Raw genomic sequence first — 23165 nt, 5'->3', positions numbered from 1 at the left:
TGTTAAGCGGCGGGTTGCAGGCCGAACATCGCCAGTTGTTGAGTGCTGCCTTTGTGTTGAATCAGGCGCGGGTCGTCGAGTGGAAAATCTCGGCCCAACTCGCTTTCAAGAATCGCCTGCAATTTGTGATTATCGACCTGACCGTCCGGGCCGATGGCTTGCTTGAGCCTGGCCGGATCGATTTGCGCGGTGTGGCCCGGTTCGAAATAGATCGCGCCAGTGGCGAAGTCGACGGCAAACGCGATCAGCCCGGGAATGATGTAGAACAGCAGCCCGACGGCATCGAGCACGGCGATCGCCGGGTCGATCTTGCCGTCGATCTGGCCACGGCGGTCCGGGTAGAAAATCGAACCGCATGCAGTGATTTGCGTGAGTAGGGTAGCGACCAGAACACCGCCGATCAGGCGAGGGGGTAAGCGCATGGAAATGTCTCCTGAGTCATCAAATAACGAAGCTTCGTCTTGTGAAGTTAAGACCCTGACGAACGCGTTGCAGTTCGCCGTTATACTCGCGCCTCTGTTTGGGAGCCAGCATGATTTCTTTGCCGATCGACGATGTTTTACCCGCCCTGCGTGAAGCCCTCGCGTCACGCCACGAAGCCGTGCTCGAAGCACCGCCCGGCGCCGGTAAAACCACCCGCGTGCCCTTGGCCTTGCTCAACGAAGCCTGGCTGGCCGGGCAGACCATCGTCATGCTCGAACCCCGGCGTCTGGCTGCGCGGGCGGCGGCGGAGCGTTTGGCCAGCGAGCTCGGCGAGCAGGTCGGTGAAACCGTCGGCTATCGCATTCGCCTCGACAGCAAGGTTGGCCCGAAGACGCGTATCGAAGTGGTCACCGAAGGCATCCTCACCCGGCGCTTGCAGGACGACCCGGCGCTGGAAGGCGTGGGCCTGCTGATCTTCGACGAATTTCATGAACGCAGTCTCGACGCCGATCTGGCGCTGGCGCTCAGTCTGAACGGTCGCGAGCTGTTTCGCGCTGAACAGCCGCTGAAGATTCTGCTGATGTCGGCCACCCTCGAAGGCGAGCGTCTGGCCGGGTTGCTCGATGACGCGCCGATCCTTCGCAGCGAAGGGCGCATGTATCCGGTGACGATGCGCTGGGGCCGACCATTTCAGCCGGGCGAATACATTGATCAGCGCGTCACGCAAACCGTACTCGAAGCGCTGCACGACGAGACCGGCAGCCTGTTGGTGTTCCTGCCGGGGCAAGCAGAAATCCGCCGCGTGCATCAGCAGTTGGCCGACGCCATCGGCGAGCGCAAAGACGTCTTGCTGTGCCCGCTGCACGGTGAACTCGACCTCAATGCGCAACGCGCGGCGATCGATCCGGCGCCGTCCGGCCAACGCAAAGTGGTGCTGGCGACCAACATCGCCGAGACCAGCCTGACCATCAACGGCGTGCGCGTGGTCATCGATGCCGGGCTGGCGCGGGTGCCGCGTTTCGACCCGGGCAGCGGCATGACCCGTCTCGACACGCAACGGATCTCCAAGGCCAGCGCCACCCAGCGTGCCGGCCGTGCCGGGCGTTTGGAGCCGGGCGTGTGTTATCGCCTGTGGTCGCAGGACCAGCACGAACAACTCGCGGCTTATGGCAGCGCGGAAATTCTCTCGGCGGATCTGGCCAGCCTCGCGTTGCAGCTTGGGCGCTGGGGCGTGGCCCCGGGCGAACTGGTCTGGCTCGACGTGCCGCCAGCGGCCGCTTATGGCCAGGCGCAGGATTTGCTGCAACGGCTCGGCGCCTTGCACGGTGACACGCTGACGGCCCACGGTCAGGCCATGGCTGAACTGCCGGCGCATCCGCGCATCGCGCACTTGCTGTTGCGCGGTCAGGCGCTGGGGTTGGCGGCGATGGCCTGTGATGTGGCGGCACTGCTCGGCGAGCGCGATATCCTGCGCGGTGCGGGTGCCGATCTGCACAGCCGCTTGGTCTTGCTTTCCGGTGAAGAGCGCGCTGGTCGAGGTGCGCAGGGCGGGGTGCAACGTGCCCGGCAATTGGCCCGGCAGTATCGCGGCTACCTGCGTGGCAAGCCGAGCGAACCGGTCAGCGATGCCGAGCATCCGCGCTGGCTCGGCGCGCTGTTGGCGCTGGCCTACCCGGATCGCGTCGCCCAGCAACGGCGCGCCGGTGGTGCCGAATACCGTTTGGCCAACGGTCGCGCCGCGCTGTTCGCCGAAGCCGACAGCCTGATGAAGCACGAGTGGATCGTCATTGCCGACCTCGGCAGTCGTCAGGGTCAGCGCGAAGAACGCATTTATCTGGCGGCGGATTTCGATCCGGCGCTGTTCGACTCGGTGCTCGCCGAGCAAGTGCGCAGCGTCGATCAACTCGACTGGGACGAGCGCGAAGGCGTGCTGCGCGCCGAGCGCCAGCGCAAGGTCGGCGAGCTGATTCTCAGCCGCGAGCCGTTGACCGGTCTGGATGAAAACGCGCGCAGTCAGGCCCTAGTCAATCTGGTCCGGCGCAAGGGGCTGGAGTTGCTGCCGTGGACGCCGGAACTGCGCCAGTGGCAGGCGCGGGTGGCGCTGTTGCGCCAGCTCGATCTGCGCACTCAGGACAACAGCCAGTGGCCGGATGTCAGCGACGCAGCGCTACTGAATACGCTGGAAGACTGGTTGCTGCCGTATCTGGGCAAGGTCTCGCGGCTCAGCCATTTCGCCAACCTCGATCTGTCGAGCATCGTGCGCAACCTGCTGCCGTGGCCGCTGCCACAGAAGCTCGATGAACTGGCGCCGCATCATTTGAGCGTGCCGTCGGGCTCATCGATTCGACTGGATTACAGCGAACATCCGCCGATACTCGCGGTGCGCTTGCAGGAATTGTTTGGTCTGGCCGATACGCCTCGGATTGCCGGCGGGAGGCAAGTGGTAAAGCTGCATCTGCTCTCGCCAGCGCGACGGCCGGTGCAGGTCACCCAGGATCTGGCCAACTTCTGGCGCAGCACCTATGCCGAGGTGAAGAAAGATTTGAAGGGGCGTTATCCGAAGCACTATTGGCCGGATGATCCCTTGGTCGCCGAAGCTACCGCACGGGCAAAACCACGGGGCACCTGACCTGCAATGGCAGCGCGCCATTAGCCCATCCGTGCTAATTGCCCTTGTTTGTTCAGGCTCGCAAAATCGCCGCCTGAACAATAACAAGCCTTGTTGCCTGGCAACTTGTGCCCAAGGAACGGAACTGCCCATGACCTCTTTTTTCAAGCTCAAGAAGTTGATCTTCTTGTCGGCTGCGCTATTGGCCGCCTCCAGTCCGGCCCTGGCCGAAGACCCCAATCCGATTGGCGACTGGTGGATTATCTATGGCAATGGCGTGCCCCAGAAAAACATCATGTACGTCGCCGATGCGACGTCGGTGGTGCCTTCGCAGAAAACCAAAGGCGCAACCATGGTCGCGGTGACTCTGGTTTATGAAGAGCCGGGCAAACCGATGATCGACGTCTACAACCTCGAAGCCCAATGCTCTACAGGCAAGGTACGTTTTATCAATGGCCAGTCCATCGAGCGTCTCGCCTACACCATGCGTCATCTGAAAGTTGCCAATCAATGGCAGACCCCGAAAGAGTTCTGGGTCCAGCAAGCGCTGAAGTTTGCCTGTGCGCCGGGCAGTCGCGCGAAAAACGACATGGCCGCCGTGGGCAAGATGGAATACCTGCAAATGATCGAAATGCTGCAGCAGATGTTCTTCAAGCTCGCGCCGATTCAGCAAAAGAGCCAGATGATGGACAACATCGACAGCCTGCTCGAACTCAAGAAATAAGCCGGGGCCTCCAATGACTTACACACGCTTATGGCTGGCAATCCTGTTGGCGGGGTTATTTTTGACCGGTTGTTCCAGCATTGCGCAAAGCCGCTGGGAAGGCCGCGATCTCCAGGAAGCACTGGACCTGTTCGGCACGCCCGACTCGATGGCAAAGGAAACCGGCCCGAACGGCGAGCCCTTGGCCGTGCTGACCTGGCACAAATCCGCGAGCTGGACCTCCACCGAAGCGGCCGGCACTTCGATGACCCATACCGGCAATGGCATGGTCTACACCGAGCACTACCAACAGGTCGGCCACAGTTCTACCTGCAAGTTGCAGGCGAAGATCAATCAGCAGAAGAAGATCGCCCAGTTCCTGATCGAAGACGGGCGAATACTGCACGGCAAGTGCGCCAATGTTCGCTATGTTCCGGGTTACGTTCCGCCCGGTTTATAAGGGCAAAAGCTTATGGCGCAGCGGGTAGCAAGAACCGCGCAATCACCGGCAAGTGGTCGGAGATGCGCAAGGTATCGTCCTGCCGCACCTGTGCTTGCAGGCGTTTGAGCTTCGGGCTGTAGAACAGATAATCCACCGTGCGATCCGGGCCGTTGAGCCCGGGGTCGTTGGGGTAATGGGTCAGCCATTTGGCCCGGTCGATGCCGCCGGCCTCGTTGTTGGTCGGGATCATCGGGTACTTGTTCCACAGCAGATGCAGTTCGCTGTCGGCAGAGTAGGGCGTGCGCCGCTCGACGGGCAGGCGTCGATACTGGCCCAGCGGCAACAGATTGAAATCGCCACCGATCAGCCACGGCAGGCCTTGGCTTTCATACTTGTCGAGCACTTTGGCCACCGCAGCGACTTGCGCCTGCACGTTGCCGTCCGCCTGGCTGGCGCGCTGCAAGTGGGTATTGAATACGGTCAGTTGTCCGCCATCGCTGAGCGGCAGCTTGGCTGCCAGCAAGGCGTCTTTGGGCTGGAACTGGCGGCTGATGAAGTTGCTCGGGGCGACGGGCAGTTGCAGGCGTTCGGCGTGTTCGATGCGATAGCGACTCAATGTCGCCAACTGGCGGCCGACGCTGCCGTAGATATGGGGCTCGGGGACGAAATCGGCCTTCCAGTCGAAGGCGCTGGCACTGCACGGATACAGATCGGCGACGCGTTCCTGCAACAGCTTGAGCTGATTCTGGTAATCGCTGGCCTTGGCGCCGTCGTCGAGTTCCTGCAACAGCACCACGTCGGGTTGTTCGTCGCGGATCACCCGCGCCACTTCGTCGAGGCTGAAGGCCATGTCTTCCAGAGTCGGCGCTTCATCGTCGCCCTGAGCCAAGTCATTCCAGAACACGTAGCGCTTGCCGGCGAGGAACTGCACGTTCCACGTCATGACTTTCAGCGCTTGCCCGGGCACCAGCGTCGGCGCCGTAGCATTACAGCTGACCGGCAGGGTTTCGCGGGCGTCGGGGCGCCAGGTCAGGCTGAACAGCAGCACGCCGAGCAGGACGACGGCGAGGACAACGAGCAGCAGGGTGTAGCGCAGCAGACGGGTCATGGCTCGGCTTATAGCGTTACAGAAAGTGGCCCCGAGCATACCTGACGGCAGCGGCGAAGCCCAAGCACGGCGCGGTCAGACCGCTCCGTTACGTTTGTCCGGCAATTCGCTGATCAGCATGAACAGACGGAACAGCACCACACTGGTGAACAGTTGCAGAAAGCTGTGAGCGCTGTCGATCAGCCCGGCAATCAGCGGATTCTGCGGTTCGGGGTACACCGCCAGCGTCGCGCCCTTGAGCAGCCACAACGGCGTCATCACACAGAGAATGCACAGCAGAATGCGCCAGAAGTGCCCGCGGGTCAGGCGCAGGCTTTCCTTCATCGCCTGCAACGGCCCGAGGCCGCGCAACACCAGCAGGTATTCAGCGAAGGCGAGCATGACCATCAGCATCAGGCCCGGCAGGAAGTACAGCGACAGGCCGAGCAGAATCAGCAAGGTATTGAGCGCGGTCAGCACGGCGAAGCGCGGCCACAGGGTTGCGGCCATCGCCAGCAGGTCACGGTTGCGCGGCGACTCGCCACGACTGCGCGCATCGAGAAACAGGATCAGCGCGGCGGTGTACAGCGGATACACCAGCAGACCGACGATGATGCTGACCCCGGCAAAGGTGTCCGGCCCGGTGGCGTGATCGACTGCCTGCTGCAGGAAGGCTTCGACAATCACCAGCGGCAGGCACAACTGCACGATGCTGCCCAGATGGCGTTTGAAAAAATACAAAGAGTCGCGCAGTACTTCGAGGGCATTCATCAGTCGGTATCGCAGGTCGAAAACAGTGGCTCACTTTAACCGATGCAACGCGGGCCGACACAAACGTAAACATTCGGTAAAGGTCATTGAAACGTTTTGTCACTGTCTCCATTACAGGAGAGCACCGCGCCTGAAGTGGGCGTGGGCACGTTATTACCGGCAATCTACGAGGTCGCCATGAACAGCGAAGAGCAAACCCTGATCGATGGACTGTTTTCCCGGCTGCAACAGGCCGAAACGGAGGCAGCCCCGCGCGACGCCCAGGCCGAGGCGCGGATCAAGGAACACCTGACACGCCAACCGGCGGCAGGTTATTTCATGACCCAGGCGATTCTGGTGCAAGAGGCCGCGCTGAAAAGCCTCGACGAGCAGAACAAGCAGTTGACCCAGCAGGTGCAGCGCCTGCAGGCCGAACTGCAATCGGCCAAGGCGCAGAGCGGCGCACCGGCAGCGAGCGGTGGTGGTGGTTTCCTGTCGAGCATTTTTGGTGGCGGCAATCCGCGTCCGGCGCCGAGCCAGAGCGCAGCGCCCGCAGCTACCGGCGGCTGGCGCGAGCCGGCGCCGCAGCAGAGCTACCAGGCACCGGCGCCACAACAGAGCTTCGGTGCCGCGCCGCCTAACTACGCGCAGCAGGCTGCTCCGGCGGCGGGCAACAGCTTCCTCGGCGGCGCGCTGAAAACCGCCGCCGGCGTGGCCGGCGGTGTGATGCTGGCGCAGGGCATCAGCAGCCTGTTCCATCACAACCAGCAACCGGAAGAAATTGTCGAGGTCATCAAGGAAGAACCGGCGCAGGTCGCCGACCAGAGCAACAATGGCTGGGGCGATGAGCAGCGCATGGTCGGCAACGACACTTACGCTAATGAACAGGGCGGTTTCAGCGACGCCGATTACAGCAGCGACAATTCGTCGTTGTTCGATGACGACGACTCCTTCGTCTGATTTCACCATTCGTCCGGAGCCCTGCGGGGCTTCGGGCCGATTATTCGCGGAACCCTCCTTCGGACTGGCATACTGAGCGCCTTTTTCGGGCCTGATCGCCTGAACCCGCTTCGTGCGCTCGCGCGCTCACAGGAACTCCGGTGAAAAAAATCGCAGTGTTCGCCGATGTGCAGAACCTCTACTACACCGTGCGTCAGGCCTATGGTTGCCACTTCAACTACGCCGCACTGTGGGCCGACATCAGCAAGCACGGGCAGATCGTCGAGGCCTACGCCTACGCGATCGACCGTGGCGACAGCAAGCAGCAGCAGTTCCAGCAGATCCTGCGCAACCTCGGTTTCACCGTGAAGCTCAAGCCCTACATCCAGCGCAGCGACGGCTCGGCCAAGGGCGACTGGGACGTGGGCATTACCCTGGACATCATGGACGCCGCCGACCATGTCGACGAAGTGGTGCTGGCCTCCGGTGACGGCGATTTCGACATGCTGCTCGAGCGCATCATCAACAAGCACGGCGTGCAAGCGGTGGCCTACGGCGTACCCGGCCTGACCGCCAACTCGCTGATCCGTGCCGCCAGCCGTTACGTGCCGATCGAAGGCGCGCTGCTTTTAAAGAATTGATTCGTACGGAGTTGAAACCGGTTTGGAACGCATTGCAGTCATCGACTTTGAAACCACCGGCCTGTCGCCGAACAGCAGCTGCCGCGCCACGGAAATCGCCGTGGTCATGCTGGAAAACGGCCGCATCGTTGAGCGTTACCAGAGCCTGATGAACGCCGGCGTGCGCGTCCCCGCGTTCATCGAACAACTGACCGGCATCAGCAACGCCATGCTGCGCACCGCCCCGCCCGCCGAGCGGGTGATGGAAGAGGTCAACGAATTCGTCGGCTGCACGCCGTTGCTGGCGCACAACGCCTCGTTCGACCAGAAGTTCTGGGATTTCGAACTGGGGCGGATCAAACGCACACGCTTGCAGAATTTCGCCTGTTCGCTATTGCTGGCGCGGCGGCTGATGCCGGCGGCGCCGAATCACAAGCTCGGCACGCTCACCACGTTCGCGCAGTTGCCGCATACGGGCCAGGCTCACCGGGCCATGGCCGATGCGGAGATGGCGGCCAATCTGATGGCGCATTTGGCGCAAGAGTTGCGGGGCAAGCACGGGGTCCGCGAGTTGAATCACGACCTGCTGTGCAAACTGCAGAAAGTCCCCGCCGCCAAAGTGGGCGAGCATTTGCAGCGCTACCGCTGATCTTGAATCCGCACAAAACCCCTGTGGGAGCGAGCTTGCTCGCGAATGCGGTGTGTCATTAAACTTTTATGTGACTGATCTACCGTTTTCGCGAGCAAGCTCGCTCCCACAGTAGGGCTTATTGTCATCAGGATTTGCCGTTACTTTCGATCTGGCCCAACGGCACACGCTTTTCGACTGCGCTTGAAAGCACAATCGACGTTTTGCTGAACCCGAATTTCGCCACCCGATTGATCAACTCTTCCAGCTCCGGCATCGAGGCCACTGCCGCTTGCATGATCACGCACGGGTCGCCGGTGACCCGATGGCATTCGGTGATCTGCGGGATTTTGATCAGTTCGTCGTAAGTCTTCTGGTTGCCGTGCTGGTTCAGGCGCAGTTCGATCACGCACTGGATCGGCAGGCCTATTTTCGCCAGGTCGATTTTTGCTTGATACCCGGTGATCACCCCGGCCGCTTCCAGTTTGGCCACGCGCTCGGCGACGGCGGGGGCGGAGAGGTTAACCTTGCGCGCCAGATCGGCGTAGGACGCGCGGCCGTTTTCCAGCAGGGCGCTGAGCAGCATGCGGTCGTATTTGTCCAAGGCGAACTCCTGAAATGGGCGGACTTTCGAAATCGCGGTTTAACCCGACGATCTCCGTGATTTCAAAAGTGTACCGGCGCGATAAACAGGTTTTGTAACTTATTTTTGCCTGGCGGCCTTTCTAGAATAACCCGTCCACCGAAATCTGACTGTCGAGCTGCCCATGCCTGCCTTGCGCCGTTTTTCCCTGCCGTTGATCGCTGCGTTTTTTGCGCTGTACGTGATTTGGGGGTCGACCTATCTGGTGATCCGCATCGGCGTGGAATATTGGCCGCCACTGTTGCTGGCGGGGGTGCGTTTCGTCATTGCTGGCAGCTTGATGTATGCCTGGCTGCGCTGGCGTGGGGCTCCGGCGCCAACCTGGGCGCAATGGAAAGCGGCGGGGCTGGTCGGCATTCTGCTGCTCAGTTTCGGTAACGGCGCGGTCAGCGTGGCCGAGCACACCGGCGTGGCTTCGGGCGTTGCCGCGCTGGCGGTGGCGACGGTGCCACTGTTCACCTTGTTGTTCGGCTATTTCTGGGGCGCGCGCAATACTCGTCTCGAATGGGCCGGAGTCGCGCTGGGGATCATTGGCATCGCCATGCTCAACATGGGTTCCAATCTGCAATCGAGTCCGCTCGGCGCGGTGTTGCTGATCTTCGCGGCGGCGAGCTGGGCGTTCGGTTCGGTGTGGAGCAAGCATCTGCCGCTGCCCGCGGGGGCGATGGCCAGTGCGGTGGAAATGCTGATTGGCGGCGTGGTCTTGCTGATCGGCAGTGCGCTGAGCGGCGAGCACCTGCAAGCCATGCCGCCGCTCGAGGGTTGGCTGGCACTGGCCTATCTGATCTTCTTTGGCTCGATCATCGCCTTCAATTCCTACATGTATCTGCTCAAGCACGTACGCCCGGTGGCAGCGACCAGTTATGCCTACGTCAACCCGGCGGTGGCGGTGTTGCTCGGCGTGGTGTTTGTTGGCGAGACCATCGGTATCGAAGAAGCGCTGGCGATGCTGGTGATCATCAGCGCTGTGCTGCTGATCAGCCTGCCGCAGTGGCGCCGGCCGGCACAGCCGCCAGCGGGGGAGGCGAAAGTCGTTCCGACGGAAGCGCGTACGAATTAGGGTAAACTGCGCGGCATTGCATCCCCGCGTGATTTTTTCCTACGGTACTCCCATGACTTTCGCCTCCCTTGGCCTGATCGAACCCTTGCTGCGCTCCCTCGAGACGCTCGGCTACCAGACCCCGACGCCGGTGCAGGCGCAAGCCATTCCGGCCGTCCTGGCCGGTCGCGACCTGATGGCAGCGGCCCAGACCGGCACCGGCAAAACTGCCGGTTTCGCTTTGCCGCTGTTGCAGTTGCTGGCCATGGAAGGGCCGAAAGTCAGCGCCAACTCGGCGCGCGCGCTGATTCTGGTGCCGACCCGCGAGCTGGCCGAGCAGGTCCACGAAGCCGTGCGCCAGTACGCGGAAAACCTGCCACTGCGCACTTATGCGGTGTACGGCGGTGTCAGCATTAACCCGCAGATGATGAAGCTGCGCGGCGGTGTCGATGTGCTGGTCGCCACGCCCGGTCGCTTGATCGACCTGTTCCGTCAGAACGCGCTGAAACTGGATCAGCTGCAAACGCTGGTGCTGGATGAAGCCGACCGTATGCTCGACCTGGGCTTCTCCGAGGAACTGGCGAATATCTACCGCATGCTGCCGAAAAAGCGCCAGACGCTGCTGTTTTCCGCCACCTTCTCCGATGACATCCGCCTGCTCGCCGGGCAGATGCTCAACGATCCTTTGAGCGTCGAAGTCAGCCCGCGCAATGTCGCCGCTAACACGGTCAAGCAGTGGATCGTCACGGTGGACAAGAAGCGCAAGGCCGAACTGTTCGTGCACCTGATGCGCAAGAACAAGTGGAAGCAGGTCCTGGTGTTCGCCAAGACCCGTAACGGCGTCGATGCGCTGGTGGAGAAACTTCAAGGTTTGGGCGTGAACGCTGACGGCATCCATGGCGACAAACCGCAGGCCACGCGCCAGCGCGCACTGGACCGTTTCAAGTTGAGCGAAGTGCAGATTCTGGTGGCGACCGACGTCGCCGCCCGTGGTCTGGACATCGAAGATCTGCCGCTGGTGGTCAACTTCGATCTGCCGATCGTCGCCGAAGATTACATTCACCGCATCGGCCGCACTGGCCGCGCAGGTGCCACCGGTGAAGCGATCTCGCTGGTGTGTGCTGATGAAGTGAACATGCTCTCGGCGATCGAAATGCTCACGCGGCAGAACCTGAAGCGCCAGAACGAACCGGATTTCGAACCCGAGCACCGCGTGCCGGATACCGACGCCAGCGGCCAGGTGATCAAGAAACCGAAAAAACCGAAGAAGCCGAAAGCCTCGGGCGGTGGCGGCAAGCGCAATCTGGGCAAGTGGGTCGACAGCGGCGAGACCTCGGCACCGGAGCCGTCGATCAAGCCGGTGCGCAAAGTGCCGGTGTTCAATACCGGGCCGCGCAAGCGCAAGCCGTGATCTATGAGGCGTTTGTAGGGACGTCTTCGCGAGCAGGCTCGCTCCCACATTGGGGATGCGTTTCCCTGTAGGAGCTGTGGAACGCTGCGATCTTTTGATGTTGATGTTGATTTTTGAAGATCAAAAGATCGCAGCCTCGTTTCACTCGTCAGCTCCTACAGGGGTTTGTGCTTAAGCCACTGCACGATTCCCAGCCCCGCCGCCCGCCCGCTGGCAAAACACCCGGTGAGCAAATAGCCACCGGTTGGCGCTTCCCAATCAAGCATCTCGCCGGCGCAAAACACCCCCGGCAACGCCTTGAGCATCAAGCGCTCATCCATCGCTTCGAACCTCACGCCACCGGCGCTGCTGATCGCCTCGTCCAGCGGACGGGTTTTCACCAGGGTCAGTGGCAACGCCTTGATCGCTCGCGCCAAGAGCGCAGGATCGGCGAATGTCTCGGCATCGGTCAGCTCGCGCAACAACGCGGCTTTTACCCCATCAACCCCGACCTGACTGTGCAGATGCTTGGCCATTGAGCGCGAGCCGCGGGGTTTGCTCAGCGCCGCCTGCAATTTATCCACAGGCCGGCCGGGCAGCAGGTCGATGTGGATAACCGCCGCGCCGTAGCGATTGATTGCCTCGCGAAACGGCGCCGACAGCGCGTAGATCAGACTGCCTTCAATCCCGGTTGCAGTGATCACGCATTCGCCCAGACGCGGGATATCGTCGTTCAAGCCGATGGCGATGTTTTTCAGCGGCGCGCCGGCGAATTTGCTCACCATCAGGTCGCTCCAGGCCTGTACCTCGAAGCCGCAGTTGCTCGGCTGCAGCGGCGCCAGATCCACGCCACGTTGTTCCAGCGGCAACATCCACGCGCCATCCGAGCCCAAGCGCGACCAGCTGCCACCGCCGAGGGCGAGCAGAGTCGCGTCGGGGTTTACGCTGATTTCACCTTCCGGGCTGGCGATGCGCAACGCGCCGTTGGCGTCCCAGCCGAGCCAGCGATGGCGGGTGTGAATAACCACGCCGCTGTCGCGCAGGCGTTTGAGCCAGGCGCGCAGCAGCGGGGCGGCTTTCATGTCGGTGGGGAATACGCGGCCGGAGCTGCCAATGAAGGTTTCTATGCCCAGTTCGTGAATCCACTGGCACAGGGCATCGGCATCGAATGCGCGCAGCAGCGGGGCGATTTGCGGCGCGCGTTCGGCGTAGCGCGCGAGGAACGCCGGGTACGCTTCGGAGTGGGTGATGTTCATGCCTCCGACCCCGGCCAGCAGAAACTTGCGCCCGACAGAGGGCATGCCGTCGTAGAGGTCGACGCGGACTCCGGCCTGGCTCAGCACTTCGGCGGCCATCAGGCCGGCGGGGCCACCGCCGATGATAGCGACGTGGGTGTTGGCGGGGGCGGTGTTCTGAGTCATGGGCGTGCGCTGCGGTATGGCGGGACAAGGCGCGCATTCTAACAGCGCTGAACCCTGTGGGAGACCCCATGTGGGGGCGAGCTTGCTCGCGAAGACGTGGGTCAGTTGATGATGTGTTGGCTGATCTGCCGCCTTCGCGAGCAGGCTCGCTCCCACAGGGGCTGCGGTGTGTTTCGAGTGTGGTTAAAAAATAAACAGTGCGCTGTACCCCATGCCCAGCATGGCCTGCAGTCCCTTTCGTTCAGGTTATCCACAGGCGGTTCCACAGCGATTGTGGGTAACGCAGCACGTTTCAGTGACAGCCGTGTGAATCCCACACTCGTTGCGCGCTGTGATGGAGGATGCCGTGGCGGCGGGCGAGGGCGTGGCGATCCTTGCTGTAGCCGCCGCCGATCACTCCGACCACCGGGATGTCGCGGCCCAGGCAGTGGCGCATCACCCGTTCATCGCGCGCGGCAACGCCTTCGTCGGTCAGTTGCAGATAACCGAGGGCATCGTCTTTGTGCACATCGACGCCGGCGTCGTAGAGCACCAGATCCGGTTGGTACAGCGGCAGCAGGTAGTTGAGCGTGTCATCGACCACCCGCAAGTAATCGGCGTCACCCATGCCTTTGGGCAGCGGAATGTCCCAGTCACTTTCGGCTTTGCGCGCGGGAAAATTCTTTTCGCAGTGCAGGGAAACGGTAATCGCCTCCGGCGTGTCGTGAAGAATCCGCGCAGTGCCGTCGCCCTGATGCACGTCGCAATCGAAGATCAGCACGCGATTGACCCGGCCGCTCTGCAACAGGTACTGGCTGATGATCGCCAGGTCATTGAAGATGCAGAAGCCGGCAGGGTAATCGTAGTGAGCGTGATGGGTGCCGCCGGCCAGATGACAGGCCAGGCCATGTTCCAGCGCTTTCTCTGCCGCGAGGATCGAACCGCCCACCGCGCGCACGGTGCGTCGCGCCAGCGCTTCGTCCCACGGCAGGCCGAGGCGCCGTTGGTCTTCGCGGGACAACTCGCCGCTCATGTAGCGTTCGATATAGCTGCGGTCATGGGCGAGGGCGAGAATGTCGTTGGGGCAGATCTGCGGGCGCAGCAGGTCGGCGTCACGGGTCAGGCCGCTGTCGACCAGGTGATCGCGCAACAGGCGAAACTTGTCCATAGGAAAGCGGTGATCCGCAGGGAACTCGGGGCTGTAGTCTTCGTGATAGATCAACGGCAAGGGCATGGCTTGTTTCGCGCAGAACCTGGGAACGAATGAACGATCCTACCAGCGATGTAGACTCAACGGCATGGAAATGGAGGGGACGATGGAGCCGATACTGGAGCTGCAAAGCGCGCGGTTGTTGATGCGACAGTGGCAGGACGAGGATTTGCCGGCATTTGCGGCGATGTGTGCCGATCCGCAGGTGATGCGCTACTTTCCGGCACCGTTGACCCGGCTGGAAAGTGCCGCATTGATCGGCCGCGTGCGCGGACATTTTGCCGAGCACGGCTTTGGCCTGTGGGCCCTGGAGCGCAAGGACACGGGCGAGTTCATCGGTTTTACCGGGTTGGGCGTGGTCGGCTTCGATGCGCCGTTCACCCCGGCGGTGGAGATCGGCTGGCGTCTGGCCAAGGAACACTGGGGCCTGGGTTACGCCAGCGAAGCGGCGTGGACCGCACTGCGCGCCGGTTTCGACCAGTTGAAACTGGAGGAAATCGTCTCGTTTACCGCCGGGCAGAATGCTCAGTCGGAGAAGGTCATGCAGGCGATCGGCATGCACCACGACCCGCAGGACGATTTCGATCACCCAAAGCTTGCGCTCGATCACCCGTTGCGCCGCCATGTCCTGTATCGCATCAGCCGCGAACAATGGCTGCAAACCTTGCATGAATAAGCCGACACGGACGTTTACAATGGCCGCCATCGTATTTGGCCCGTGCCAGAACCTGAATCGTCCGCCGCAGCCAAGACTGCGCGGCCATTGCTTTGTGTGAGGAGAGTCTGAATGAGCCAAGTGCTGGAAGATCTGGTCGATCTGCTGACCCTGGAGCCGATCGAAGAAAACCTGTTCCGTGGCCGCAGCCAGGATCTGGGGTTCCGCCAGTTGTTCGGCGGTCAGGTGCTCGGCCAGTCGCTGTCGGCGGCCAGTCAGACGGTGGAAGAAGCGCGCCACGTGCACTCGCTTCACGGTTATTTCCTGCGCCCGGGCGATGCCAAGTTGCCGGTGGTGTATTCGGTTGATCGCGTGCGCGATGGTGGCAGCTTCAGCACCCGCCGCGTGACGGCGATCCAGAAAGGCCACCCGATCTTTACCTGCAGCGCTTCGTTCCAGTACGACGAAAAAGGCTTCGAACATCAGGGCCAGATGCCGGCGGTGGTCGGCCCGGAAAACCTGCCCTCGGAACTGGAATTGACCCAGCAGCGCGCGCACCTGATCCCCGAGCACATGCGCGAAAAGCTGCTGTGTCCGAAACCGATCGAAGTGCGCCCGGTCACCGAAAAAGACCCGTACAACCCGCAACCGGCCGATCCGATCAAATATGTGTGGTTCCGCGCCGACGGCGCCTTGGCCGACATCCCGGCGCTGCACAAATATCTGCTGGCCTACGCCTCGGACTTCGGCCTGCTGACCACGTCGATGTTGCCCCACGGCAAGTCGGTCTGGCAGAAAGACATGCAGGTCGCCAGCCTCGATCACGCGCTGTGGTTCCACAATGACCTGCGTGCTGATGACTGGTTGCTCTACGCGATGGACAGCCCGTGGGCCGGCAATTCGCGCGGCTTCTCCCGTGGCAGCGTATTCAACCGCGCCGGGCAACTGGTCGCTTCGGTGACTCAGGAAGGCCTGATTCGCCATCGCAAGGACTGGGCATGAGCCTGACCGAGGTTCGTCATTGGGTGTTCGACATGGACGGCACGCTGACCGTGGCCGTGCATGACTTCGCGGCGATTCGCGTGGCGCTGGCGATTCCGCCGGAGGACGACATCCTCACCCATCTCGCCGCATTGCCGGCCGCTGAAGCGGCGGCCAAGCATGCCTGGTTGCTCGAGCATGAACGCGATCTGGCGCTGGGTTCGACCCCGGCCACCGGCGCGGTGGAGCTGGTGCGTGACCTGCACGCGCGCGGTTATCGCCTCGGCATCCTCACGCGCAATGCGCGGGAGCTGGCGCATGTCACGCTGGAGGCGATCGGGTTGGCCGACTGCTTTGCGGTCGAGGATGTGCTGGGCCGCGACGAAGCACCGCCAAAGCCGCATCCCGGCGGTTTGCTGAAACTGGCCGAGGCCTGGCAGGTGCCAGCGAGTGACATGGTGATGGTCGGCGATTACCGCTTCGATCTGGATTGCGGTCGGGCGGCGGGGGCGCGCACGGTGTTGGTGAATCTGCCGGATAGCCCGTGGCCGGAGCTGACGGATTGGCATGCAAGGGATTGTGTCGAGTTGCGGCGGATGCTTCAGGCTTAAGAGATTTGCTGTTAGTGATGCCCTCATCGCGAGCAGGCTCACTCCTACAATTTGGAATGCGTTCCCCTGTAGGAGCGAGCCTGCTCGCGATAGCTTCGGCACATTCAGCACAAAACCTACTGATCAAACAAAGCCCTCTGCCCCTCCGCGGAAGTCAGCATGCCATCCCCGTCATGCCCAACCCCGGGCACTTCAATCAGCCGCTGATTGACCCCCTCAGGATGCCGGCGCAGTAAATAACCGAAATACAGCTTCCCGCGCATCAAGCGGTAAGCCCCCTGCGCCTGCGCCGCGCAGCTCTTGTCCAAGGCCGGGTGTTCCGGGTCGACATCCTGCTGGCCAAGCAGATAAATCACCTCGCGTTTGACGTAACTGCTCTCGACCTGCAGTGGTGTTTGCCCGCCGGCATACACCGGCATGTCCGCCAATCCGTATTTCCAGCGATTGAAACCGGGGCATTGCGCGTGATCGAACGCCACCGGCCGCTGCTCGTTGAAATACGCATAAGAAGAAGGATTGGCGACTACAAAGCGCAAGCGAATGCCGTTGGTCTTGAGCGCCGGCTGATCCTTGGCCAGCAGCGCATAACGCTGCACCACCTGAGCACCGCCGGAGTGGCCGAAGATCACGATCTGCTTCACGTCCGGAAACTGTTTGCGATCGCTGACCCGCGCGACGATTTCGTCCAGCGCCGCATAGGAACTCAGCGGATTCGGCCCGGTGGACAAACCGCCGCCCATCCACTCGTTGCCCTGCCAGCGCAGCACCGTCGGTGGCAAGGAGTACAAAGTGACGTCGCTTTCATTGAGAAATTGCGGGGCGATCACCAGCGTGTGCGCGGTCTGCCCGGCGAGTTCGGCGGCGCTTTCCGCGCTTTTGCGATAGGTCTCGGCGTTGCGCAAGCGACCGTGAATGACGATCAGCACGCGCTCGATCTTCTCCGGCGCCGGGCCGATGCCCACCGCCATTTCCCCGGCCTTGAGTTGCAGGCGACCGGGGCTGATCGCATCGACGCCGGCCGCTTGCGCGGTGCCGGCAATGAACAGTAACGCCACAAGCCATTTATGCATTTACAGGGTTTTCGCCGCGAAGGTGTCGCACTGGCTTACCTGGCCTTGCGCGAATCCGGTTTTGAACCAGCGCACCCTTTGCGCCGACGTACCGTGGGTAAACGAGTCCGGCACCACGCGGCCCTGACCCTGTTGTTGCAGGCGATCATCGCCGATGGCATTGGCAGCGTTCAAGGCTTCTTCGATGTCGCCGGGCTCCAGCCAGTTCAGGCGCTTCTGCGCGTTGTACGCCCAGACGCCCGCGAGGCAGTCGGCTTGCAATTCCTGACGGACCAGCAGGCCGCCGTCGCCTTCCATTTGCCGACCTTGCTGGCGCGCTGTCTGCATCTTCGCCGAGACGCCGAGCAGCGTCTGCACATGGTGGCCGACCTCGTGCGCGATCACGTAGGCCTGAGCGAAATCCCCGGCGGCTTTGAAGCGCTGCGACATTTCCTGGAAGAAGGCCATGTCCAGATAAACCTTCTGGTCGGCCGGGCAATAGAACGGGCCGGTGGCCGAAGTGGCCATGCCGCACGCCGAGTTAACCCGGTTGCTGAACAGCACCAGCGTCGGGTCTTTGTATTGGCGCCCGGCCTGCTGGAAGATCGGACCCCAAGTGTCTTCGGTGTCGCCAAGGATCGAGCGGACGAATTCAGCCTGTTCATCGTTGGCCGGCGGTGCCTGACGGGTTTGCGAGGTGGGCGCCGCTTGGTCCATCTGGCCGGTCAACTGGCCGAGGATCTGCAGCGGGTCCTGGCCGGTGAGCCAGCCGATGCCGACGATCAGCACGATGGCGGTCAGGCTCAGGCCCTTGCCGCCACCGAAGCGCATGCCGCCGCCACCGCCGGCATCATCACCCCGGGCGTCGACGACGTTGTCACTGCGTCGGCCTTTTTTCCATAGCATGTGGGAATCCTCTTTATTGCGGGTGATGAGTCAGGTGATGAGTGTTGCCGCTGTGTGAGTGTGGCGCCAGTCCGGTCGTCCGTCCATTCACACGCGCCCACGTGGTGCGGGCTTGTTATTGACGGTCGGCCGGGCCGTGAATTCAATCCCGAGAGGAATTTCTTCCGTCGAATTCATGAACCCGCTGTTTCGACGGCAGTCTGTGATGTTGCACACTGGCCGGGCGCCGAAGTGGCGGGAATCTTGCCTCAAGGTTTTGCCTGGCGGCGGTTTCCCGGCGAAGAAGAGTGCAACCTGTGCGGTTGCTGAAAGCTCAGCCGACTATGATTGCCACAACGATTGCCGCCAGCGCGAACGCTCGCCCGGATTTTTTTTCAGAGATTGCCAATGACCGTCAGCACCCCGCTCTCCGGTGTCAACCAGCCCTTCAAGGGGATTCTGCTGATTGTCGTGGCGACGTTCCTGTTTTCCAGCCACGACGCGTTGTCGAAATACCTCTCCGGTTTTTATCCGATCGTGATGGTGGTGTGGGCGCGCTATGTGGTGCACACCTTGTTGATGGCGGGGATTTTCCTGCCGCAGTCCGGCTTGCGTGTGCTGCGCACGAAAAAACCGTTATGGCAGCTCGCCCGTGCCCTGTGCCTGCTCGGCACCAGCCTGTTTTTCACCACGGCGCTGCTGTACATCCCGCTGGCGGAAGCCACGGCGGTCAACTTTCTCGCACCGGTATTGGTCACCGCATTGTCGGTGCCGTTGCTCAAGGAACGCGTGACGCGTGGGCAGTGGATCGCGGTGATCTGCGGCTTCATCGGCGTGCTGATCATCGTCCACCCCGGCGGCGAACTGTTCACCCCGGCGATCCTGCTGCCGTTCTGCTCGGCGCTGTTTTTCTGCTTCTACCAACTGCTCACGCGCAAGCTCGCCGAAGTGGACAGCCCGACCACCAGCAACTTCTTCGCTGGCCTGTGCAATACCTTGGTGATGAGTGCGCTGGTGCCGTTCTTCTGGCAAGTGCCGAGCCTGCCACACGCCGCGCTGATGCTGGCGCTGGGCAGTTGCGGAATGACTGCTCACCTGTTTCTGACCCAGGCCTTCCGTCACGCAGCTCCGGCGCTGCTGGCGCCGTTCGGCTATTGCCAGATCGTCTTCGCGGGGTTGTTGGGCTGGCTGCTGTTCAATCACACGCCGAGCGGGTTGACGGTGATTGGTATTGCGGTGATCTGCTGCAGCGGATTGGCGGCGGCGTGGCAGCAGAGCCGGCGCTGAAGCAACGCAAATCCGGTAGGAGCTGACGAGTGAAACGAGGCTGCGATCTTTTGATCTTCAACCTCAAGATCAAAAGATCGCAGCGTTCCGCAGCTCCTACGGGAGCGATGCAGGCAGGTTATTCGGTAACGGTCGGAATCTTGCGTGGTGCCATGAAGTACATCCACGTCAGTGCGAGGAAGTACATCGCCGGAATCAGCGTGAACAGCACCGTGTAGTTGTTGTTGGTGACGGTGAGGATGTGGCCGACGATCTGGGTCATGAACATCCCGCCGATCGCCGCGCACATGCCGCCGAAGCCGAACACCGTGCTCATCATGTGCTTGGGCGTGTAGTCCATCACCAGGCTCCAGATGTTCGCAGTCCAGGCCTGATGCGCGCCGATCGCCAGCGAGATCGCCGCCACCGCCACCCACAGATTGGCCGAGCCGGCGGCCATGACCACGCCGATGATGCAGCAGGCAAACAGCAACATCGACAGCAGCCGCGCCTTGATCGAGTTCATGCCGCGACCGATCAGGAACGAGGACAGAATCCCGCCGCCGACACTGCCGAAGTCAGCCGTGACGTAGATGATGATCAGCGGAATACCCATCTGCGTCACGTTGATGCCGAGGTTGTATTGCTGATTGAGAAACGGCGGCAGCCAGTACAGATAGAACCAGAACACCGGCGCGGTCAGCGAGTAGGCGAGGGCGAAGGCCCAGGTGCCGCGCATGCGCAGGATCTTGCTGAACGGTACGCGGGCCTGTTCCGGTTCGACTTGCTGCTGGATGTAATCGAGTTCCGACTGTTTCACCGTCGGGTGATCTTCCGGATTGAAGTATTTCAAGCCCCAGAACAGCAGCCAGATCCCGCCGAGTGCGGCCATGCACAGGAACGCCGCTTGCCAGCCCCAGACATGCAGGACCAGTGGCAGCAGCATCGGCGTGAACATCGCCCCGACGTTGGTGCCGGCGTTGAAAATGCCGGTAGCGACTGCACGTTCACCGGCCGGGAACCACAGGCGCGTGGTTTTCACACAGGCCGGGTAGTTGGCCGCTTCGGTCAGGCCGAGGATAAAGCGGCAGACCATGAAGCCGACCGCCGAAGTCGCCAGGCCATGGGCGCCGGTCGCCAGGCTCCAGAGCAGCACGGCGCAGAAGAACACGCGCTTGACGCCGACCCGGTCGATCAGCCGTCCTTGCAGAACAAAGCCGATGGCGTAGCCGACCTGAAACCAGAAGTTGATGTTGGCGTAGTCCATCGCCGTCCAGCTCATTTCCTTGGCGAGGATCGGCTGCATGACGCCGAGGGCGGCGCGGTCGATGTAGTTGAGGGTGGTGGCAAAAAACACCAGCGCCAGCATGCCCCAGCGGGTCTTGCCGACGGCCATGGCGCCGCGGATCTTGTCGCCAATGCCACCCGTGGCAGTGCTCATGGCCGGAGCCATGCGGGAAGTCTGTGAAGGAATCATGTGTTCCACCCGTTTTTGGATTTGTTATTTGGTGTTCTTTACGGTCGAACACCTTGTCCGGTGGTTAGTGGCCGGACTCGATGTGCAACCGATGTTGGGCAGTGAACAAAAAATCGTCAATTCGCCAAATCGCCATAGTGTTCGATAATCGCACGCAAAACTAACCGGGTAGTACACTTTAAATTGCTGCGCGCAGGGATGCAGCCAATAATTTCCCTCACTATAAAACCCCATTCCCTCGTTGGAGCTGCCGAAGGCTGCGATCTTTTGATTTTGCTGTTTAGGTAATCAAGATCAAACGATCGCAGCCTTCGGCAGCTCCTACCCAAAAGCGGCGCAGTCCGGGAGTTGAAACATGCAGCGTTCCATTGCCACCGTTTCCTTGAGCGGCACCCTGCCGGAAAAACTCGAAGCCATTGCCGCCGCCGGGTTCGACGGGGTGGAGATTTTCGAGAACGACCTCCTGTACTACGACGGCAGTCCCCGCGAAGTTAAACAGATGTGCGCCGATCTCGGCGTCGCTATCACCTTGTTTCAACCGTTCCGTGATTTCGAAGGCTGCCGCCGTGATCGCCTGGCCCGCAACCTCGAGCGCGCCGAGCGCAAGTTCGACCTGATGCAGGAACTGGGCACCGACCTGGTGCTGGTGTGCAGCAATGCTTCCGCCGACAGCCTCGGCGATCAACAGATTCTCGTCGATGACTTGCGCCTGCTGGCCGAACGCGCCAGCGCCCGCGGCTTGCGTATCGGTTACGAAGCGCTGGCCTGGGGCCGTCACGTCAATACTTATCAACAGGTCTGGGACATCGTCCGTCAGGCCGATCACCCGAACCTCGGCGTGCTGCTCGACAGCTTCCACACTTTGTCGCTGAAGGGCGATCCGAGTGCGATCGCCGATATTCCCGGCGACAAGATTTTCTTCGTGCAAATGGCCGACGCGCCAGTCCTGGCCATGGATGTGCTGGAGTGGAGCAGGCATTTCCGCTGCTTCCCGGGGCAGGGCGAATTCGATCTGCCGGGTTTCCTCGCACCGATCATCAAGAGTGGCTATACCGGGCCGTTGTCGCTGGAAATCTTCAACGACGGCTTTCGCGCCGCGCCGCCACGGGCCAACGCCGCCGACGGTTTGCGCTCGCTGCTGTATCTGGAGGAGAAGACCCGCCAGCGTCTCGAGCAGGAAGCGCCGCCGGTGGCCAACCGTGACATTCTTTTCAAAACGCCGCAGGCCAGCGAATACAACGGCGTTGAATTTCTCGAGTTTGCCGTCGACGAAGCGCTGGGCGCGAAGCTCGGTCACTGGCTGCAACGCCTCGGTTTCGCCAAGGCCGGCCAGCACCGCTCCAAGAGTGTCAGCCTGCTGCGTCAGGGCGATATCAACCTGATCCTCAACTCCGAGCCTTATTCGTTCGCCCACAGCTTTTTCGAAGCCCACGGCCCGTCGCTGTGCGCTACGGCGGTGCGGGTCAAGGACAGCGCCAGTGCGCTGGCCCGCGCGGTCGCTTACAAGGGGCAGCCCTATCGCGGGCTGGTCGGGCCGAATGAACTGGAGCTGGCGGCGGTGCGCGCACCGGACGGCAGCCTGATTTATCTGGTCGATGAGGACGCCGACGTGTACGGCACCGATTTCAATCTGTTGCCGGACGCGCAGACCGGCGGCGGCCTCAAGCGTATCGATCACATGGCCATGGCGCTGCCTGCCGACAGCCTCGACAGTTGGGTGCTGTTCTACAAAAGCCTGCTGGATTTCGAAGCCGACGATGAAGTGGTGCTGCCCGATCCGTACGGCCTGGTGAAGAGCCGCGCACTGCGTAGCCGCGACAGTTCGATCCGGCTGCCGCTGAACATCTCCGAGAACCGCAACACTGCCATTTCGCATGCGCTGTCGAGTTATCGCGGCTCCGGTGTGCACCACATCGCCTTCGATTGTGACGACATCTTCGCCCAGGTCAGTCGCGCCAAAGAGGCCGGCGTGCCATTGCTGGACATACCGCTGAATTACTACGACGACCTCGCGGCGCGCTTCGATTTCGACGATGAATTCCTCAGCGAACTGGCCTATTACAACGTGCTCTACGACCGTGACGCCCAGGGCGGCGAGTTGTTTCACGTCTACACCGAGCCGTTCGAGGGGCGTTTCTTCTTCGAGATCATCCAGCGCAAGAATGGCTATGCCGGCTACGGCGCGGCCAACGTTGCGGTGCGGCTGGCGGCGATGGCTAAATCCCGCAGCGGCGCGGTGCGTCAGGCGAAGTTGTAGGGAATTCGTAAACGCGGGATTAAACACCGGCTGCGCGGCTTCCTTCACTGTCCCGCGCGGCCCATAATCGCCAGCTTGTGCAGTGATGGCCGTGAGCCCGCG

The 23165-nt window shown here is 61.8% G+C and carries 22 protein-coding genes; 13 read left to right on the top strand and 9 right to left on the bottom strand.

The genetic code is table 11. The features are described 5' to 3' along the window. Nucleotides 1-2: 2 nt before the first annotated feature. On the bottom strand, nt 3-422 hold the full coding sequence (locus J2Y90_RS02130; protein WP_253496104.1) for a polyribonucleotide nucleotidyltransferase: 420 nt from the start codon (nt 420-422) through the stop codon (nt 3-5). Between the two features lie 110 nt (nt 423-532). Between J2Y90_RS02130 and hrpB the strand changes: the two genes are divergently transcribed. From hrpB to J2Y90_RS02115, 3 genes are all read left to right on the top strand, one after another. After that, complete coding sequence (gene hrpB / locus J2Y90_RS02125; RefSeq protein ID WP_253496102.1) at nt 533-3052, top strand: ATP-dependent helicase HrpB; 2520 nt, start codon at nt 533-535, stop codon at nt 3050-3052. A gap of 130 nt (nt 3053-3182) precedes the next feature. After that, the gene (locus J2Y90_RS02120) at nt 3183-3755 is read left to right on the top strand and encodes a hypothetical protein (RefSeq protein ID WP_253496100.1); all 573 of its coding nucleotides are present in this window, start codon (nt 3183-3185) and stop codon (nt 3753-3755) included. A gap of 13 nt (nt 3756-3768) precedes the next feature. After that, nucleotides 3769-4194, top strand: coding sequence for a hypothetical protein (locus J2Y90_RS02115; RefSeq protein ID WP_253496098.1), 426 nt, complete (start codon nt 3769-3771; stop codon nt 4192-4194). Between the two features lie 10 nt (nt 4195-4204). On the opposite strand, the gene J2Y90_RS02110 is transcribed toward J2Y90_RS02115, so the two are convergent. Then, nucleotides 4205-5284 carry an endonuclease/exonuclease/phosphatase family protein gene (locus J2Y90_RS02110; protein WP_253496096.1) on the bottom strand — a complete coding sequence of 360 codons (1080 nt, stop codon included), beginning with the start codon at nt 5282-5284 and terminating at the stop codon, nt 4205-4207. A 75-nt stretch (nt 5285-5359) separates the two neighbouring features. Beyond that, nucleotides 5360-6034, bottom strand: a complete 675-nt coding sequence (locus J2Y90_RS02105; RefSeq protein ID WP_016773061.1) for a YciC family protein — start codon at nt 6032-6034, stop codon at nt 5360-5362. 177 nt (nt 6035-6211) lie between these two features. Between J2Y90_RS02105 and J2Y90_RS02100 the strand changes: the two genes are divergently transcribed. From J2Y90_RS02100 to J2Y90_RS02090, 3 genes are all read left to right on the top strand, one after another. After that, the gene (locus J2Y90_RS02100; protein ID WP_253505026.1) at nt 6212-6973 is read left to right on the top strand and encodes a DUF2076 domain-containing protein; all 762 of its coding nucleotides are present in this window, start codon (nt 6212-6214) and stop codon (nt 6971-6973) included. A gap of 140 nt (nt 6974-7113) precedes the next feature. Beyond that, nucleotides 7114-7593: an NYN domain-containing protein gene (locus tag J2Y90_RS02095; RefSeq protein ID WP_253496094.1), complete on the top strand. Its 480-nt coding sequence runs from the start codon at nt 7114-7116 to the stop codon at nt 7591-7593. A 22-nt stretch (nt 7594-7615) separates the two neighbouring features. Then, nucleotides 7616-8221, top strand: coding sequence for a 3'-5' exonuclease (locus J2Y90_RS02090; protein WP_024014425.1), 606 nt, complete (start codon nt 7616-7618; stop codon nt 8219-8221). A gap of 127 nt (nt 8222-8348) precedes the next feature. On the opposite strand, the gene J2Y90_RS02085 is transcribed toward J2Y90_RS02090, so the two are convergent. After that, nucleotides 8349-8804, bottom strand: coding sequence for an Lrp/AsnC family transcriptional regulator (locus J2Y90_RS02085; protein ID WP_253496092.1), 456 nt, complete (start codon nt 8802-8804; stop codon nt 8349-8351). 163 nt (nt 8805-8967) lie between these two features. Here J2Y90_RS02085 and yedA point away from each other — a divergent pair, with 163 nt between their 5' ends. Then, entirely contained in the window at nt 8968-9903 is a 936-nt protein-coding gene (gene yedA, locus J2Y90_RS02080; RefSeq protein WP_253496090.1) for a drug/metabolite exporter YedA, read from the top strand. A gap of 52 nt (nt 9904-9955) precedes the next feature. After that, nucleotides 9956-11293 carry a DEAD/DEAH box helicase gene (locus J2Y90_RS02075; protein WP_253496088.1) on the top strand — a complete coding sequence of 446 codons (1338 nt, stop codon included), beginning with the start codon at nt 9956-9958 and terminating at the stop codon, nt 11291-11293. Between the two features lie 155 nt (nt 11294-11448). Here J2Y90_RS02075 and J2Y90_RS02070 read toward each other — a convergent pair whose 3' ends face one another. Both J2Y90_RS02070 and J2Y90_RS02065 read right to left on the bottom strand, forming a co-directional pair. Next, nucleotides 11449-12693: a TIGR03862 family flavoprotein gene (locus tag J2Y90_RS02070; protein WP_253496086.1), complete on the bottom strand. Its 1245-nt coding sequence runs from the start codon at nt 12691-12693 to the stop codon at nt 11449-11451. A gap of 292 nt (nt 12694-12985) precedes the next feature. Then, a complete protein-coding gene (locus tag J2Y90_RS02065) occupies nt 12986-13906 on the bottom strand; it encodes a histone deacetylase family protein (protein WP_253496084.1) in 921 nt (306 codons plus the stop codon). 82 nt (nt 13907-13988) lie between these two features. Here J2Y90_RS02065 and J2Y90_RS02060 point away from each other — a divergent pair, with 82 nt between their 5' ends. The 3 genes from J2Y90_RS02060 (at nt 13989) to J2Y90_RS02050 (ending at nt 16129) form a co-directional block, all read left to right on the top strand. After that, nucleotides 13989-14558, top strand: a complete 570-nt coding sequence (locus J2Y90_RS02060) for a GNAT family N-acetyltransferase (protein WP_024014420.1) — start codon at nt 13989-13991, stop codon at nt 14556-14558. A gap of 111 nt (nt 14559-14669) precedes the next feature. Next, nucleotides 14670-15539: an acyl-CoA thioesterase II gene (gene tesB, locus J2Y90_RS02055; RefSeq protein WP_253496082.1), complete on the top strand. Its 870-nt coding sequence runs from the start codon at nt 14670-14672 to the stop codon at nt 15537-15539. Beyond that, nucleotides 15536-16129 carry an HAD family hydrolase gene (locus tag J2Y90_RS02050; protein ID WP_253496080.1) on the top strand — a complete coding sequence of 198 codons (594 nt, stop codon included), beginning with the start codon at nt 15536-15538 and terminating at the stop codon, nt 16127-16129. Before tesB ends, J2Y90_RS02050 begins: the two co-directional genes overlap by 4 nt. Nucleotides 16130-16245: 116 nt before the next feature. Here the strand turns inward: J2Y90_RS02050 and J2Y90_RS02045 are convergent, their stop codons facing one another. Both J2Y90_RS02045 and ypfJ read right to left on the bottom strand, forming a co-directional pair. Next, complete coding sequence (locus tag J2Y90_RS02045; protein ID WP_253496078.1) at nt 16246-17199, bottom strand: alpha/beta hydrolase; 954 nt, start codon at nt 17197-17199, stop codon at nt 16246-16248. Further along, nucleotides 17200-18084, bottom strand: coding sequence for a KPN_02809 family neutral zinc metallopeptidase (gene ypfJ / locus J2Y90_RS02040; RefSeq protein WP_253496076.1), 885 nt, complete (start codon nt 18082-18084; stop codon nt 17200-17202). A gap of 387 nt (nt 18085-18471) precedes the next feature. Between ypfJ and J2Y90_RS02035 the strand changes: the two genes are divergently transcribed. Continuing rightward, entirely contained in the window at nt 18472-19350 is an 879-nt protein-coding gene (locus tag J2Y90_RS02035) for a DMT family transporter (RefSeq protein ID WP_253496074.1), read from the top strand. A 118-nt stretch (nt 19351-19468) separates the two neighbouring features. Here J2Y90_RS02035 and J2Y90_RS02030 read toward each other — a convergent pair whose 3' ends face one another. After that, nucleotides 19469-20806 carry an MFS transporter gene (locus J2Y90_RS02030; RefSeq protein ID WP_024014417.1) on the bottom strand — a complete coding sequence of 446 codons (1338 nt, stop codon included), beginning with the start codon at nt 20804-20806 and terminating at the stop codon, nt 19469-19471. Nucleotides 20807-21161: 355 nt separating this feature from the next. Between J2Y90_RS02030 and quiC the strand changes: the two genes are divergently transcribed. Further along, nucleotides 21162-23063, top strand: coding sequence for a 3-dehydroshikimate dehydratase QuiC (gene quiC / locus J2Y90_RS02025; RefSeq protein WP_253496072.1), 1902 nt, complete (start codon nt 21162-21164; stop codon nt 23061-23063). Nucleotides 23064-23165 lie beyond the last annotated feature (102 nt).

It is taken from the genome of Pseudomonas koreensis (assembly GCF_024169245.1).
GTDB classification, from domain to species: Bacteria; Pseudomonadota; Gammaproteobacteria; order Pseudomonadales; family Pseudomonadaceae; genus Aquipseudomonas; species Aquipseudomonas koreensis_F.
This window is presented reverse-complemented; position numbering and strand designations above follow the sequence as displayed.